Annotated in this window: 11 protein-coding genes, 2 tRNA genes and 1 riboswitch; of the genes, 9 read left to right on the top strand and 4 right to left on the bottom strand. The window is 27.9% G+C overall.

Translation table 11 applies throughout. The annotated features are described in order from the left end of the window. Positions 1-184: 184 nt before the first annotated feature. The 3 genes from hpf (at position 185) to prfB (ending at position 4936) form a co-directional block, all read left to right on the top strand. A complete protein-coding gene (gene hpf, locus ACQPUY_RS12995) occupies positions 185-730 on the top strand; it encodes a ribosome hibernation-promoting factor, HPF/YfiA family (protein WP_430841648.1) in 546 nt (181 codons plus the stop codon). A 380-nt stretch (positions 731-1110) separates the two neighbouring features. Next, complete coding sequence (gene secA / locus ACQPUY_RS12990; RefSeq protein WP_430841647.1) at positions 1111-3624, top strand: preprotein translocase subunit SecA; 2514 nt, start codon at positions 1111-1113, stop codon at positions 3622-3624. 210 nt (positions 3625-3834) lie between these two features. Then, positions 3835-4936 (top strand): peptide chain release factor 2 gene (gene prfB / locus ACQPUY_RS12985; protein ID WP_430841772.1). Its coding sequence is split into 2 segments (ribosomal slippage): positions 3835-3912 and positions 3914-4936, totalling 1101 coding nucleotides; the frame shifts between segments, so codons are not numbered across the junction. A 69-nt stretch (positions 4937-5005) separates the two neighbouring features. Here the strand turns inward: prfB and ACQPUY_RS12980 are convergent. Next, positions 5006-6361, bottom strand: a complete 1356-nt coding sequence (locus tag ACQPUY_RS12980; protein ID WP_430841646.1) for a M28 family metallopeptidase — start codon at positions 6359-6361, stop codon at positions 5006-5008. Between the two features lie 557 nt (positions 6362-6918). Between ACQPUY_RS12980 and ACQPUY_RS12975 the strand changes: the two genes are divergently transcribed. Together ACQPUY_RS12975 and ACQPUY_RS12970 are read left to right on the top strand one after the other, a co-directional pair. Continuing rightward, positions 6919-9093, top strand: coding sequence for a Tex family protein (locus ACQPUY_RS12975; protein WP_430841645.1), 2175 nt, complete (start codon positions 6919-6921; stop codon positions 9091-9093). 50 nt (positions 9094-9143) lie between these two features. Beyond that, positions 9144-9261: riboswitch (FMN riboswitch) on the top strand. 201 nt (positions 9262-9462) lie between these two features. Beyond that, positions 9463-10068: an ECF transporter S component gene (locus ACQPUY_RS12970; protein ID WP_430841644.1), complete on the top strand. Its 606-nt coding sequence runs from the start codon at positions 9463-9465 to the stop codon at positions 10066-10068. Between the two features lie 109 nt (positions 10069-10177). Here ACQPUY_RS12970 and rimI read toward each other — a convergent pair whose 3' ends face one another. Genes rimI through tsaE form a run of 3 tightly spaced genes read right to left on the bottom strand, consistent with a single transcriptional unit; the run spans position 10178 to position 11782 of the window. Beyond that, entirely contained in the window at positions 10178-10624 is a 447-nt protein-coding gene (gene rimI, locus ACQPUY_RS12965; RefSeq protein WP_430841643.1) for a ribosomal protein S18-alanine N-acetyltransferase, read from the bottom strand. Beyond that, positions 10608-11324: a tRNA (adenosine(37)-N6)-threonylcarbamoyltransferase complex dimerization subunit type 1 TsaB gene (gene tsaB, locus ACQPUY_RS12960; protein ID WP_430841642.1), complete on the bottom strand. Its 717-nt coding sequence runs from the start codon at positions 11322-11324 to the stop codon at positions 10608-10610. The genes rimI and tsaB overlap by 17 nt, the downstream gene beginning before the upstream one ends. Then, the gene (tsaE, locus tag ACQPUY_RS12955) at positions 11321-11782 is read right to left on the bottom strand and encodes a tRNA (adenosine(37)-N6)-threonylcarbamoyltransferase complex ATPase subunit type 1 TsaE (protein ID WP_430841641.1); all 462 of its coding nucleotides are present in this window, start codon (positions 11780-11782) and stop codon (positions 11321-11323) included. Before tsaE ends, tsaB begins: the two co-directional genes overlap by 4 nt. Before the next feature lie 188 nt (positions 11783-11970). On the opposite strand from tsaE, the gene ACQPUY_RS12950 reads away from it, so the two are divergent. From ACQPUY_RS12950 to ACQPUY_RS12935, 4 genes are all read left to right on the top strand, one after another. After that, the gene (locus ACQPUY_RS12950; RefSeq protein ID WP_430841640.1) at positions 11971-12852 is read left to right on the top strand and encodes a metal ABC transporter substrate-binding protein; all 882 of its coding nucleotides are present in this window, start codon (positions 11971-11973) and stop codon (positions 12850-12852) included. A gap of 39 nt (positions 12853-12891) precedes the next feature. Beyond that, positions 12892-12967, top strand: a tRNA-Trp gene (locus ACQPUY_RS12945). Between the two features lie 180 nt (positions 12968-13147). Continuing rightward, a tRNA-Trp gene (locus ACQPUY_RS12940) sits at positions 13148-13223 on the top strand. A gap of 159 nt (positions 13224-13382) precedes the next feature. Beyond that, positions 13383-16613 carry a ligand-binding sensor domain-containing protein gene (locus ACQPUY_RS12935; protein WP_430841639.1) on the top strand — a complete coding sequence of 1077 codons (3231 nt, stop codon included), beginning with the start codon at positions 13383-13385 and terminating at the stop codon, positions 16611-16613. Positions 16614-16619 lie beyond the last annotated feature (6 nt).

Below are 16619 nucleotides of genomic sequence, written 5' to 3'. Positions count from 1 at the left end.
TTTTTTGCGCTTTAGACCAGTTATAAATGATATCTTTGATTTCTAGTAGATAAAATATAACAGCAGATTGAATTTTCAGATTATTATGTAAATTAATATTGTTAAAACTACGACTGCGTGGTATAATATAGACATAAACAAAATAATTCTACTGTTTAAGCTTATAGAGAGGGGATGAACTTTTATGAGAGTTTCAGTAATAGCAAAAAATACTACAGCGACACCAGCTTTAAAGGATATGATAGAAAAAAAGCTGTCGAAAGTTAAGAGGTACTTTAATCCAGATGTGGAGGCGAAGGCTACCTTATCAGTCCAAAAAAATAAGCAAAAGGTTGAAGTTACAATACCTTTTAATGGGGTTATACTTAGAGCAGAAGAAGCAACAGAAGATATGTATAAGTCAATTGATTTAGTGGTTAATAAATTAGAAAGACAAATTAGAAAGCAAAAAACTAAATTATCTAGAAAAAATAATGAATCCGTAAGGTTTACAGAAATAGATGAAGTTGCTTTTAAAGATAATGTAGATATCTCTGATGAAGAAAGTGGAAAAGTTGTAAAATTCAAAAAGTTTAATATGAAACCTATGTCAGTAGAAGAGGCGATACTTCAAATGGAATTAGTAGGACATAATTTTTTCGTATTCCAAGATGCTGAAAATAATAAAGTTAATGTTTTATATAAGAGAAAAGATGGAGACTATGGTTTATTAGAACCAGATTACATCTAAAATAGATATTATTAATAATGATGATATAAATTTTGAAAGTGGTTAAAACTAGAAATAGTTTTAAATCACTTTCTTTTTATACTTTCCTTCCTTTAGCTTTAAAGCGTATATATTAATTTTGATATAACTTAGATCGAAGCGACGGGGAAAATATCATAATTCCGAGGAACGAGGAATTATTACATTGAGTTTATAGAAGTAAATATGTTGTGTTATAGCGACTTAGAGCTTGCGACGGAGCGACTAATATAACAATTTACTTCTTTTTTATTAAAAAACAACATATTTGTTGAATTAATTGTTAATAAAATGGTATAATTTATAAATGAAATTTGATAATCGAAAAATTAAGAAAATATATAGTTGGAAGGAAAATTAGTATGGGATTTTTGGAAAAAATATTTGGTTCATATAGTGAGAGAGAAGTAAAGAAATTAGTAAAGATTGCAGATAAAATAGAAGAATTAGAAGAAGATATGCAAAAATTATCAGATGATGAGCTTAAAGCTAAGACTGATGAGTTTAAAAATAGACTTAAAAATGGTGAAACTTTAGATGATATACTACCTGAAGCTTTTGCAGTTTGTAGAGAAGCTGCATGGAGAGTTTTAGGAATGAAGCATTATAGAGTTCAACTTATTGGTGGTATGGTTTTACACCAAGGTAGAATTGCAGAAATGAAAACTGGTGAAGGTAAGACATTAGTTGCAACACTTCCATTATATTTAAATGCATTAACTGGTGAAGGGGTTCACTTAATAACAGTTAATGACTACTTAGCAACAAGAGACGTTGAGTGGATGGGACAATTATATAATTTCCTTGGATTAACTACTGGATGTATAGTTCATGGTTTAAATTCTAATGAAAGAAGAGCAGCTTATGCAGCAGATATAACTTATGGAACTAATAATGAGTTTGGCTTTGATTACTTAAGAGATAATATGGTAATCTATAAAGAAGAAAAAGTTCAAAGAAAATTAAACTTTGCAGTTGTGGATGAAGTTGACTCGATTCTTATAGATGAAGCTAGAACACCTCTTATAATTTCAGGTGCTGGAGAAAAATCAACAAAGTTCTATAATGTTGCAGATAATTTTGTAAAACAGTTATTAGAAGAAAAAGATTACACAATAGATGAAAAAGCTAATTCAGTTATGTTAACTGATGATGGTGTTTCAAAGGCAGAAAAAGCCTTTGGAATAGATAACTATGCTGATGCAGAACACTTAGAGTTACAACACTACATTACTCAAGCATTAAAAGCTAACTATGGAATGAAGAGAGATAAGGACTACATGGTTAAAGATGGTCAAGTAATTATAGTTGACGAATTTACAGGTAGACTTATGGAAGGAAGAAGATATTCAGATGGACTTCATCAAGCTATAGAAGCTAAAGAGGGAGTAAAAATAGAAAGAGAATCAAAAACATTAGCAACTATAACATTCCAAAACTACTTTAGAATGTATAGTAAGTTATCAGGTATGACAGGTACTGCTTTAACAGAAGAAAATGAATTTAGAGAAATTTATGCTTTAGATGTTATAGTTGTTCCTACTAATAAAGATATAGCTAGATTAGATAAGAGTGATTTAATTTATAAAAATACTAATGGAAAATATAATGCTATTATAGAAGATATAATAGAATGTAATAAAAAGGGTCAACCAGTTTTAGTTGGTACAGTAAGTATAGAAAAATCAGAATACTTATCTGCTTTATTAAAGAAAAGAGGCATCAAGCACAAAGTTTTAAACGCTAAATACCATGAACAAGAAGCAGAAATTATATCTCATGCTGGAGAATTAGGAAGTGTAACTATAGCTACTAATATGGCTGGTAGAGGTACAGATATTAAGTTAGGTGAAGGCGTTAAAGAAGTTGGCGGATTAAAGATAATAGGTACAGAAAGACACGAATCTAGAAGAATAGATAACCAATTAAGAGGTAGATCTGGTCGTCAAGGAGATGCTGGTGAATCTGTATTTTATATTTCTCTTGAAGATGATTTAATGAGAATATTTGGATCAGAGAGAATTCAGGGCTTAATGGATAAATTAGGCTTAGAAGATGATGAAGCTATTGATCATAAGATGGTAAGTAAGGCTATTGAAAATGCTCAAAAGAAGGTTGAAGGTAATAACTTTGATATCAGAAAGAACCTTATTGGTTATGATGATGTTATGAATATGCAAAGGGAAGTTATTTACAAACAAAGATCTGAAGTTCTTGAAGGAAAAGATTTAAAAGATCAAATTCAACAAATGGTTAAGGATATAGTTTCTGATGCAGTTAAGGCGCACTTAGAAAATGTAGATGGTAATTTTGAAGGTGAAGTAGAAAAGTTAATTCAATACTTAGAAGATATATGTTTACCTCATAAAAAGGTTAAGGTAGAAGATATAATAGATTTATCTAATGATAAAATTATAGAAAAATTATTAGATATATTAATGAAAGCTTATCATGAAAAAGAAGAAGAATTTGGTGAAGAACACTTTAGAGAAATAGAAAGAGTTATTCTTTTAAGAGTAGTTGATCAAAAGTGGATGGATCATATTGATAATATGGATCATTTAAAACAAGGTATTGGACTTAGAGCTTACAAGCAAATGGATCCAATTCAAGCATATCAAATGGAAGGTAGTGCTATGTTTGAAGAGATGATTCAAGGAATAAAGATAGATACAGTTAAGTTCTTATATCATATTCAAATTCAAAAAACAGTTGAAAGAGAAAGAGTTGCAGAAGAAACTTCAGCAAGCCATGGCGGAGATGAAGGAGATACTAAAAAGCAACCAGTTAGAAATGAAAACAAAGTAGGTAGAAATGACCTATGTCCATGTGGAAGTGGAAAGAAGTATAAGAACTGTTGTGGAAGAGAAGCATAAGGTGCTGTCGCACAATAAAAAATTAAGAATAAAGAATTAAAGAATTAATTTGTTCTAAATTACAAAAAATAAATTTAAGAGACTGTCTCATTAAAAAGAAATATCACAATATATTGATTTAAGGTTTAAAAATCAATATATTGTATATAAATTTTTTATTGAGATAGTCTCATATTCCTTAATTATTAATTGAAAAAAAGGTGTGATGATATGATAATTAGGCTAGAAGCAGAATTAGCTAAGCTTACAGATATTAAAAAGTTTATAGAAGAAATGAGGGCTTCTCTTTGACAAGGAAGCATTAGAAAAACAATTACAGGAATTAGAACTTAAAATGCAAGAACCAGATTTTTGGGATGATATAAAGAGAGCAGAAGAAGTTACTAAAGAAAGTAAAAGAATAAAAGATAAAATAGATAGTTTTGATAATCTAGTTAATAGAGTTGAAGATGTAGAAATACTGTCTGATTTAGTTGAAGAAGATGATGATGATTCAATTAATGAAGTTATAAGGGAAATTAGATCAATAGAAAAAGATGTAGAGGAATATAAAATAGAGCTTTTATTATCTGGCGAATACGATAGAAATGATGCTATTTTAACTTTACATGCAGGAGTTGGCGGTAGTGATGCTAATGATTGGACTGAAATGTTACTTAGAATGTATACTAGGTGGTGTGAAAAGAAAGGATTTTCTATTGAAACCATAGATTACCTTGAAGGTGATGAAGCAGGCATAAAAAGTGTTACTTTAAAAGTTAAGGGAGAATTTGCATATGGATATTTAAAAGCAGAAAAAGGGGTTCATAGATTAGTAAGAATATCTCCATTTAATGCAAACGGAAAAAGACAAACTTCTTTTGCATCTGTTGAAGTTTTACCTGAACTTACTAAGGATCAAGATATTGATATAAGAAGTGAAGATTTAAAAATAGATACTTATAGAGCAAGTGGAGCTGGTGGCCAGCATGTTAATAAAACAGAATCAGCCATAAGAATAACACATATTCCAACTGGGATTGTAGTTCAATGCCAAAGTGAGAGAAGTCAATTTTCTAATAGAGATACAGCAATGTCAATGCTGAAGTCAAAGCTTATAGAATTAAAAGAAAGAGCTCATAAGGAGAAAATTGAAGATTTAACTGGTGAACTTAAGGATATGGGCTGGGGCAGTCAGATAAGATCATATGTATTCCATCCATATAATATGGTTAAGGATCATAGAACAGGAGAAGAAACAGCAAACTTAAATGCGGTTATGAATGGAGAAATAGATAACTTTATAACTGCATACTTAAAAAATAATAAGTAATATATTTATAATTAGAAAATATAATATAAAAAATAATTAAAGGAAAGCTTTTTGCTTTCCTTTAATTATTTATCTTATCTTTTTTTTCTTAATATAAGTTATTATTGGGGAAGATACCAAGAATCCAAATAATATAGAGAAGATGAATAGAGATGTTTTACCATAGAAGAATTTTGTGACTAAAGTATATGAAGAATCAAAAATCTTATCTTCTATTACACTATAGGCGCTATCAATAGCATCTAAACTAATATACTCAACTTTATCGTTAGGAGTATGGATTTTACTTAAATCAGCATGACAAAAGCTTAGAGCTTCAATTCCTAGATCATTAAAACTTGCATGATCACTAGAATTTTCATATTTGACAACAGTATCAACGTTATTAGCTTTAGCAATTTTTTCTATTGATTCAAGTAGATTTGAAGACTTATCTTTATATGATGTTCCAACCATTAATGTAAGGGGGAAGCCTTCACTTCCAATCATGTCAAAATTTATTACTTCGGCACCTTTTAATTTATCTAAATTTTTTTCGGCAAAGTCTTTAGATCCTAGAAGGCCAAACTCTTCTGCATTCAAAGCAACAAAAATTATATCTCTCTTTGGTTTTCCATAAGTAGATAAAGATCTTTCAAGCTCTAATAAAAATGATGTACCAGATGCATTATCAAGTGCACCACCATAAGTGTTTTTAAGTACATCCGTTCCTAAATGATCAAAGTGAGCTGTTAGAACTAATGGTGGAAGAGAGTTAGAGGTTCCTTCTATAACTCCAACGACATTTGAAATTTCTTTTTCTTCAGTAGAAAAAGGAATGTTAATTGAAATGGTAGCACCATCTCTTAAAGAATCTAAAATCTTATTGTAGGTATCAGTATTTATTAATACCATCATATTATAAGGAAAATTACTTATAAAAGAACTTCTAAAAGAGAAATTATTATTAGGTGCTAGGTAAAATAGACAATTCCCCTTATCTGTAGACACTTCGATATAATTAGAAAAAACATTAACTTTATCTTCTTTTGAAAATGTCAAGTTGCTTGTTTTAAAGTTAATCATATCTTCTTTAAAATCAACACCGTATTTGAATTTTTCTTCAAATCCATCATCATAAGATATCTTTAGATAAGGAGAAGTATTGTTATTTACTGGAGAAGTAACTTTGAAGCTCTCTTTATAATTTTCATTTAAAGGAACGAGCTTATTATCTTGAAAGTTTTTTCTGATTAATTCTTCTACTAATAAATTTTCATTACTACCAGCTAGTCTACCTCCATAGGTGCCAGAAGATAATATTGCTATGCTTTCCTTTACATTATCAGCATTAAAAGGTGAATATGTAAAATTTGAAAATATTGATAGAGATAATAATAATATAGTAGAGATTAAAGAAACTGAATAAATTAATTTTTTTTTCATAAAAATACCTCAACAAATAGTTATATTTAATACTATTAATGAAGGCTTTAAAATATAACAAGTATTACATTTAATACTTAAGCTCTTTTATAAACAAGGTCAATGAAACTAAGAATTAGTGAAAATAACATGCATATATAAATAAATACATTTATTTGATTAGTGATGATTGAAAAAACACCACCAACTATGAAGCTAAAGAGTACTATACAATTTATAAATTTGGTTAACCCAGAATTACTTATAATTATTTCTTTAGTGGAAGAAATTAATATTAAAATTAATGTTAAAAAGTATAATATATATTTAAAAGTATTAGAGAACTCAATAATATAATATTGATTTAAAATAATAAAAACAATAAAGAAAACAAGTAGAATATTAATTATCTTATTTATAAATACTGAAAGTTTATTCATATACATCACCCTATTGTAAAATTTTTACAATTATAATTATATACTTAGTTTTACATAATATCAAGCTGATAATTTTATAAAAAAGGGAATTTGTATTATAATAATATCATTACGTAAATTTTTATTAGGAGGAAGCTTATGGTTGATATAGTAGGTAGATTATCCGAGGAACTTGGTATAAGTCTAAGTCAAGTTAATAATGTTATTTCATTACTTGATGATGGAAATACAGTTCCATTTATTTCTAGATATAGAAAGGAACAAACAGGAGCATTAAGCGATGAAGTTTTAAGAAAATTTCAAGAAAGATTAATTTATCTTAGAAATTTAAAGGAAAGAAAAGAAGATGTTTTAAGACTTATAGATGAACAAGGAAAGCTAACAGAGGAGATTCAAAAATCTTTAGAAAAAGCTATGACTTTAACAGAGGTGGAAGATATTTACAGACCTTATAAACAAAAAAAGAGAACTAGAGCAACAATAGCTTTAGAAAAGGGCTTAAAACCTCTTGCAGATATTATAATATCTGGGGAATTTAAAGGAGATATAAAAGAAGAAGCTTCAAAATTTGTAAATGAAGAAAAAAATGTAAATTCAGATGAAGAAGCTATAAATGGAGCTTTAGATATATTAGCTGAACAAATATCTGATGAGGCTAAATATAGAAAGTGGATAAGAAACTTAGTATTTAAAGAAGGTAAGATTGAGTCAAAGGGAGAAAGTGAAGAACATACACCTTTTGAGATGTATTATGAATATAGTGAAGAGGTATCCAAAATACCACCTCATAGAATTTTAGCTATAAATAGAGGGGAAAAAGAGAAAGTCCTAACTGTTAAAATAAATGTAAATGAAGATAAGATAATTAGTTATTTAGAAAATGAAATATTAAAAAATAATAATATAACTGATAAATATTTAAAGTCATCAATAAAAGACTCATTAAAGAGGCTGATATACCCATCTATTGAAAGAGAAGTTAGAAATGAGCTTACAGATAAAGGTGAAGAAGGAGCAATAAAGATCTTTAAGGAAAACTTAAAAGCCTTATTAATGCAACCACCTATTAAAGGAAAGGTAGTTATGGGATATGACCCTGGGTTTAGAACTGGTTGCAAAATTGCTGTATTAGATAATACAGGGAGATTTTTAGAAAATACAACTGTATACCCAACAGCTCCTCAAAATAGGGTTAAGGAAACTAAAGAAGTATTAATAAAGTTAATTAACAAACATAATGTTGAAGTTATTTCTTTAGGAAATGGAACTGCATCTAGAGAGTCAGAAGAAGTTATTTCAGAAGTTATTTCAGAAATTAAGAAAGAAAGTGGAAAAGAAGTGGCATATGTTATAGTTTCAGAAGCTGGTGCATCTGTTTATTCGGCATCTGAACTTGCAACTAAGGAGTATCCTGATTTAGATGTTACAGTTAGAGGAGCTATATCAATAGGTAGAAGATTACAAGATCCTATGGCAGAGTTAGTTAAAATAGATCCGAAGGCTTTAGGAGTTGGACAATATCAGCATGATGTTGCACCTAAGAGATTAGATGAATCTTTAACTGGTGTAGTTGAAGATTCTGTAAATAAGGTAGGAGTTGATCTAAATACTGCAACACCATCATTACTTACTTATATAGCAGGTATTAATTCAAGTATTGCAAATAATATAGTTATTTACAGAGATGAAGTTGGAGGATTTAAAAGTAGAAAGGAACTTTTAAAGGTTAAGAGGCTTGGGCAAAAGGCTTACGAGCAATGTGCTGGATTCTTAAGGGTTATGGAGAGCAATGAACCATTAGACAATACTTCAGTGCATCCAGAGTCTTATGAAGCTGCAAGAAATTTAATAGCACTACTTGGTTATAGTAATAGTGATCTAAAAGAAAACAATCTTAATGATATTGATGAAAGAGTGAAAGATAAAGGCATTAAAAATATTTCTAAAGCATTAGAAATAGGTGAGCTTACTTTAGAAGATATTATTAAAGAGCTTAAAAAGCCTGGAAGAGATATTAGAGAAGACATGCCAAAGCCTATCTTAAAAACAGGGGTAATAGATTTAAAAGATTTAAGTGAAGGCATGGTTCTTATGGGAACTGTAAGAAATGTATCAGACTTTGGAGCCTTTGTTGATATTGGAGTTCATCAAGATGGATTGGTGCACAAAAGCCAAATGGCAGATAGATTTGTAAAGCATCCATTAGATATTGTTAAAGTAGGGGATATAGTAAAAGTAAAGATACTTGAAGTAGATAGTAAAAGAAATAGAATATCTTTATCTATGAAAGGAATAAAAGAAGAAGATTGTTAAAAAATTACTTGTAAAAAATTAAAAATAGGAATATAATAAAATCATAAATAAATTATCTTCAGGGCGGGGCGTAATTCCCCACCGGCGGTATAGCCCGCGAGCTAAAGTTTAGCATGATTCGGTGAAACTCCGAGGCCGACAGTATAGTCTGGATGAAAGAAGGTAAGGTGTTAGGTATTGCTTAGTATGTAATTTAACTTAGCAAATCTTATTACTTATGATTATTCGCCCTGATGTAAATATACGTCAGGGTTTTTTATTTAATTAAGAAAAGAAAAAGTCATAAGATTCTAAGAAGTTTTGTTAAATTAATATCATTAGCAAGTAACTATCCCATGCCCCAGAGATAGCTTTTGGGAGGAGAAAAAAATGAATAATCAACAAAACAAAAACTTAAACAAACTTATAAAAATTGCTTTATTATCAGCAATAGCAGTAGTACTTATGTACTTCGATTTTGTAATTCCTTTTATACCTTTTGCATGGCTTAAAATTGATTTAAGTGATGTTCCAGCACTTATGGGAGCCTTTGCTTTTGGCCCTATGGCAGGTGTAGTAATAGAATTATTAAAAAATTTATTGATTCTAGTTGTAAAAGGATCAGAAACAATGCTTGTTGGTCAATTAGCAAACTTTATAGTAGGTTGTGCATTTGTAGTTCCAGCTGCATGGGTTTATCACAGGAACAAAAGCAAAAAAACAGCTTTACTTGGAATGTTATTAGGTACTATATGTATAGAAGTTGTAGGAATATTAGCTAATGTATATATATTATTACCTGTTTTCGGTATGGGAGATATGCCTAGAGAAGAGTTAATAAAATATGTAACTATAGGTTTAATACCATTAAATGGATTGAAATCTATATTAGTATCAGTAGTAACTTATGTATTATATAAGAGAGTTTCAGTATCTATATTCAAAGTAGATTCAAGATTTGATAGTAGAAGAAAAGAGAACCTAGGTTCAATTTAATAGATAGTTAAGATTTTAAAAGATAGGAATTAAATTTCTATCTTTTTTATTTTTTAGAAAATTATAAAAGGTTATTCCATGATAACCTGTTTATAATTTCCTTTTTTTATTATAAATTCTTAGTCATTAGTATAGCATCTTCTTTGTTATCTTCATAATAGCCTTTTCTAAGTCCATCAACGATAAATCCATATTTTTTATAGAGGTTTTGAGCAGCATAGTTTGAAGCTCGAACTTCTAAATTTATTAATGAACAATTTAAATCAGTACATAGATTAATTAAGGAATCAAGCAATTTAGCACCAATTCCTTGTTTCCTATAATCAGGATGAACAGCTATATTAGTGATACTTCCTTCACCTACAATTATCCATACACCTACAAAACCAACAACTAAGTTTAAATCTTCATTTCTTGCAACAATGTATTTTGCTAAGGGATTATTTAATTCACTTTTAATTGATTCTATACTCCAAGGCATGGAAAAGCAAGAGTTTGAAATATCGAAAACTCCATCAATATCTTTGTCAGACATCAAATTATAAGTTATTTTCATTTTTTAATGCTAACCTTTTTTCTAATTCTCTTTGAGCTTGAGGTTTCTTTAAGTAGAATGGAGCTGAGTTTAAGTCATCATGTTCATTATTTAATAACATTTTAATTCCTAATTCGCCTAAAGAAGAAGCTCTTATAATATTAAGATGATTTGGAGCAAATATTGCATTAGGGAAATTTTCTAATAAATAATCCTTATGCTTGTTTACTGCATCTCCAGTAAAAATAACTTTTTCTCCTTTTTCTTTTAATATATCAATTAATTCATCTAATTCTAAAGCTGAGTAATCAATTAATTTTTCTAAATTCCCATTATTTCCTTTATAAAGGCAAGTATAAACACTGCTTCTTAATGCATCCATCATAGGACATATAATGCCATCAAAATTGACTAAAGAATAAGCAAGAGCATCTAAACTAGAGATACTTATATAAGGCTTGTTTGAACCAAGGCTTAAGCCTTTAACTGTAGCCATACCAATTCTTAATCCTGTAAATGAACCAGGACCTTTTGAAACAACAAAACCATCTACATCATCTATGTCAAGGCTTGAATCCTTTAACAACTTGTCAACCATATCCATAATTAAAGTTGAGTGTTCTAACTTATTATTTATTGTGTATTCTGCTATTAAATTTTTTTCGTCTAAAAGAGCAGCAGTAGCAACTTTTGAGGCTGAATCTATACTTAAAACTATCATAAGCTTAACTCCTTTATATAATTGTATCTTTCTCCATAAGGAGTAATGGTTATTTTTCTAAAATTTTCACCTTTAGATAAATCTTTTTCTATTAGAATATGAATATATTCATCAGGTAATATTTCTTCTATGTAATTAGCCCATTCAATTATAGATACTCCATCTGAAAATATATAATCATCGAAACCTATAGCATAAATTTCATCAGGATCGCTTACTCTATATACGTCAAAATGATATAATTTTAATCTTCCAGAATCATATTCATTAACTATAGTAAAAGTTGGACTAGTTATATGCTCATTTATATCTAAACCTTTGGCTATTCCTTTAGTTATATGAGTTTTTCCAGTTCCTAAGTCTCCAGTTAAACATACAATATCACCAGATTTTAATAATTTACCAATGTTATAGCCAAGTTTGGTGGTTTCTTCTATATCTTTAACATAAAAATGCATATGGAATCTCCTTTCTAAATACTATATATTAATATATATTCTATCCAAAATGAAGAAAAAAAGAAAGTTAAAACATAGATATATATTTCATATTTTTTATATATGTAATAAATTTGTAATTTTCTTTTAGAAATGATAAGATATTATGAAGATAGAAAAATTATTTATGCTTCCTGGAGGAAAGTATTATGAAGAAGTTAACATATGCATTGGTTATTTTTACTTCTATTTTATTTTTAGGATTAACCTTTTCTTATAATCCATTAATGGCAAATCCAACAGATGAGTTCGATGAAGAAAAGGAAGTTTATTTAAACATATTAACTGTAAATAAGGAAGCCTATAAGATGACGAAGGCCTTAGTAGGAAATAGGCATAATGTAGAGTACTTATTTAATAACGAAAAAGAAGTTAGTGAATTTAAGATAAATGATAATGTTATAGATAATATATTAAATATGGATTTATTTATATATAATGGATTAGGTTACGAACCTTGGATAAGTGAAGTTGTAGATAGTGCTAAAAATTCAAGCGTAGGCATTATTAATATGAGTAGAGGAATAAGGACTATTACAAAGGATTTATCTGCACAATATCAAGAAAATCCATATTATTTATTAGGTTTTAATGAATATAAAATAGCTTTATATAATATAAAAACAGCTTTACAAGAAAGAGACATAAAAAACAGAAGTTATTATGAAGATAATTATAATAATTTAGTTAAAGAGTTAGATGAATTCTTAAGCAAATCAAAAGAAGAGATAAATTCTTATAAAGATTATAGTATAGTTACTAATACAGATAAGTTTGATTATTTATTTAGAGATTTAGGAATCCAAGCAATTAAGATTAAAGATAACAAAGAAGAAATTAGTAAAGATGAAGTAGATAAAGTTATATTTATTTATGATAAAGATAATGAAAATATAGATTACCTAAAGAATAAAATGAAAAATGAATATATTTATGTTGGACTAAGCTCTGAGGAAGATACAGATATATTAACTAAGAATGTTACAGATATAATTGAAGCTATAAAAATTAAAAATAATAATAATGGTTGATTTTTATTTATACATAAGATATAATAGTTATTGTCGCAAAGGGGTATAGCTCAATTGGTAGAGTGGCGGTCTCCAAAACCGTAGGTTGTGGGTTCGATCCCTACTGCCCCTGCCAAAAACCAGTAATTTTAGATTACTGGTTTTTTTATGTTTAGAGGAAATTATAAACAGGTTACCCTGTGAATAATATTTTTATTTTTAAAATATATGATTATATTTTACTTATTTGTGTTATTATGTAATTAAGTTTTTATTGACAAGAGTAAAATTAACATGATAGAATAATTTTTGTCAAAGGGGTATAGCTCAATTGGTAGAGTAGCGGTCTCCAAAACCGTTGGTTGTGGGTTCGATTCCTACTGCCCCTGCCATGCTAAATAAAAGGCTAAAAACATAGAGTTTTTAGCCTTTTATTTATTATTTAAAATATTGTATAGTTTATTTATAATTATTTTAGTATTTATTCAGAGTAAAAATTATTAAGCACAAAGATAAATCATCATTATTTAATAGGTTATGAGAGGGAAAATATGAATAGTATAACAAAGAAGATATTCATTAGTTTGTTAATTGTTGTATTTATAAGTAATATTATTTGTATAAAGACTAATGCTATAGTTAACAACAAAAATAATATTAATTTTAAAAGAATAACTATAGAAGATGGAATGTCACAGGCTACAGCTCAATATTTATTTCAAGATAGTAAGGGATATATGTGGATAGCTACATCGGATGGACTAAACAGATATAATGGAAGAGAATTTGAAATTTATAGGTATAGGAAAGATGAGATAGGTAGTATAAGTGGAAACTATATTACTGCTGTAACTGAAGATGAGTATGGGGATATATGGGTTGGAACATCTAGAGGATTAAATAGAATAAATACTAAAACTAAAGAAGTGGAAGTTTATTTTCCTGGAGTAAATGGATGTAATTTGTCTGATCATAATATTACTGAAATTTTAATAGATTCAGATAATAATATATATATAGCAACTACAGATGGAGTAAATTTATATGATAAAAAAAATAATAACTTTATAAGAGTTTATGATAATAAGCATGGAGATAATAGTTTAACTAGTCAGTTTATATATAGTATAGTAGAAGATAAAAATAAAGACTTATGGATAGGTACAGAAGAAGGATTAAATAAAGTTAATAGAAAAACTAATGAAATAACTAATTATTATGCAGATGGATTAAGTACTTCTATTACTGATAATTTTATATATAAACTTTATGTAGATGATTTAAATAATTTATGGATAGGGACAGATAGTGGTGGATTAAATAAATTAAATATTGATGCTAACACTATGGATTTTTATGTTAATGATCCAGAGAATGATAAATCCATAGCTGGAAATTCAATTAGAGCTATATTAAAAGATAGTAATGATATTATTTGGATAGCTACTAATAATGGTTTAAGTAGACTAGATGAGAAAAGTAATAGTTTTACTAATTATACATCTAAAATATATGACACTCAAAGTTTAGTGAGTAATAATGTATTAAGCTTATTTGAAGATAATTCAGGTTCAATTTGGGTTGGGACTTATGATGGAATAAGTATCTTTAATATCCAAGACTCTTTTATAAATTATAAAAAGGATCCTTTTGATAGCAACTCAATAAGCGATAACATGATGGCAGGAATATATAAAGATAAAGATGGGCTTTTGTGGGTTGGAACAGTTCATGATGGCTTAAATGTAATAAATAGAGAAAATAATGCCATATATAAGTATAAAAGTTCTGATAATGATAATTCCTTAAGCAATGATAATATAAGAGATATTACAGGAATTGACAATGAAATCTGGATTGCTACTGAAAATGGGCTCACAAAATATGATAAAAATACTAATAAATTCACAAAGTATTTCAATGAAAATGATAAATCTTTAAGTTCTAATGATGTTAGAGGATTATATATAGATAGTGATGGGATTTTATGGATAGCCACTAGAGATGGAATTTTTAGCTTTGACAGAAAAGATATATTTAAATCATATAAAGAATTATTTTCAGAGAATGGTATATCTGAAACTATTTTTTCAGATATAACTGAGGATAATGAAGGAATAATATGGATAGGTTCTTCAATAGATGGAGGATTAATTAAGCTAAATAAACATACCAATGAAGTAACTACATATAGAAATGATGAAGATAATGAAAATAGTATAAGTTTTAATATAATAAAATCTATTGCAGTTGATGAAGAAAATAATATTTGGATAGGAACTCAATATGGATTAAATAAGTTTAATAGAGAAGATGAAACTTTTACAAGATATACAGAAAGTGATGGATTATCCAATAACTTTATTTATGGAATTTTAATAGATGAAGAAAATGATTTATGGATAAGTACTAACTATGGAATATCTAAATACGATGTAAGTAATAATAAGTTTATAAATTATGATGTTACAGATGGATTACAAGGAAATGAATTTAATGGGTATTCATATTATAAATCAGAAGATGGAGAGATGTTCTTTGGAGGTATTAATGGGTTTACTGCATTTTATCCTAAAGATTTAAAAGATAAGAGCTTTATACCTGATGTTGTAGTAGATAGTATATATAGTGACGAAAATGAAATATTAGATTTAGATAATATTTCAATAAGTTATAAGAATAATAATATACGTTTTAACTTTTTTATGCCTGATTATAGAAATGTTAAGAAAATTCAATATGCATATAAATTAGTTGGATTAGATAGTGATTGGTTTTTCTCGGAAAATAGAAATTATGCTAATTATACTAATTTAGAAGCTGGAGATTATACATTTCTAGTAAAAGCCAGGAATTCTACAGGGGAATGGAGTGAAGAGACAAGTATAAAATTTACAGTTGGAGTAGCACCTTTAAAAAGTCCAGTAGCCTATGTGATTTATGGATTACTGTTATTTATATTAATCTATATCATATGGAATAGAGTAAAAATATTAGATAGCTTAGTTGAGCAAAGGACTACTGAATTAAACAATAAGCTAAAGGAAAACAAAGATTTATATGATAAATTAATAAAAAATGAAAAATATAAAAATAATTATTTTATAAATTTATCACATGAGCTTAGAACTCCACTAAATGTTATTATTTCTGTAGAACAACTTATATCTAAATTAAATGAAGATGAAAGCAATTTATCTAAGGAAAAATTAGATTATTATATGGGTACTTTAAGAAGAAACTCAGGTAGATTATTAAATCTAATTAATAATATAATAGATACATCTAAAATAGAATCTGGTTCTTACAAATTACGAATAGAAGAAAATGATATAGTTTATCTAGTTGAAGAGGTAGCATTATCAATGAAAGATCTTGTTGAATCTAAAGGGATAGAATTAATTGTAGATCCAGAAATAGAAGAGAAAGTTATAGAATGTGATGCTTCTGAAATAGAAAAATGTGTAGTAAACTTAGTTGCTAATGCTATAAAATTTACTGAAAGTGGAGGTAAAATAGAAGTTAAAATAGTTGATCTTGGAGATTATGTGAGAATATCTGTTGAAGATAATGGAATTGGAATAGATAGAAAGTATCATGAAGCTATCTTCGATAGATTTGGTCAAGCTTATGCAAATGTATCAGAAGAATATGGTGGAAGCGGACTTGGATTAACTTTAACTAAACAGCTAGTTACACTTCATAATGGTAGAATTTATGTTGAAAGTGAAATTAATAATGGAAGTAAGTTTATAATAGTTTTACCTGTTAAACATGAGTAGACTGTA

It is taken from the genome of Clostridium nigeriense, from assembly GCF_050585245.1.
Lineage (GTDB): Bacteria > Bacillota > Clostridia > Clostridiales > Clostridiaceae > Clostridium > Clostridium nigeriense_A.
The sequence above is the reverse complement of the archived record's forward strand: the minus strand, read 5'-3'. Positions and strand labels throughout refer to the sequence as shown.

Excerpts from the sequence above, each read along its gene's own strand:
- secA (WP_430841647.1), top strand. The coding sequence starts at position 1,111 with ATGGGATTTTTGGAAAAAATATTTGGTTCATATAGTGAGAGAGAAGTA.
- tsaE (WP_430841641.1), bottom strand. The coding sequence starts at position 11,782 with ATGCATTTTTATGTTAAAGATATAGAAGAAACCACCAAACTTGGCTAT.
- ACQPUY_RS12950 (WP_430841640.1), top strand. The coding sequence starts at position 11,971 with ATGAAGAAGTTAACATATGCATTGGTTATTTTTACTTCTATTTTATTT.
- tsaB (WP_430841642.1), bottom strand. The coding sequence starts at position 11,324 with ATGATAGTTTTAAGTATAGATTCAGCCTCAAAAGTTGCTACTGCTGCT.
- hpf (WP_430841648.1), top strand. The coding sequence starts at position 185 with ATGAGAGTTTCAGTAATAGCAAAAAATACTACAGCGACACCAGCTTTA.
- ACQPUY_RS12980 (WP_430841646.1), bottom strand. The coding sequence starts at position 6,361 with ATGAAAAAAAAATTAATTTATTCAGTTTCTTTAATCTCTACTATATTA.
- ACQPUY_RS12935 (WP_430841639.1), top strand. The coding sequence starts at position 13,383 with ATGAATAGTATAACAAAGAAGATATTCATTAGTTTGTTAATTGTTGTA.
- rimI (WP_430841643.1), bottom strand. The coding sequence starts at position 10,624 with ATGAAAATAACTTATAATTTGATGTCTGACAAAGATATTGATGGAGTT.
- ACQPUY_RS12975 (WP_430841645.1), top strand. The coding sequence starts at position 6,919 with ATGGTTGATATAGTAGGTAGATTATCCGAGGAACTTGGTATAAGTCTA.
- ACQPUY_RS12970 (WP_430841644.1), top strand. The coding sequence starts at position 9,463 with ATGAATAATCAACAAAACAAAAACTTAAACAAACTTATAAAAATTGCT.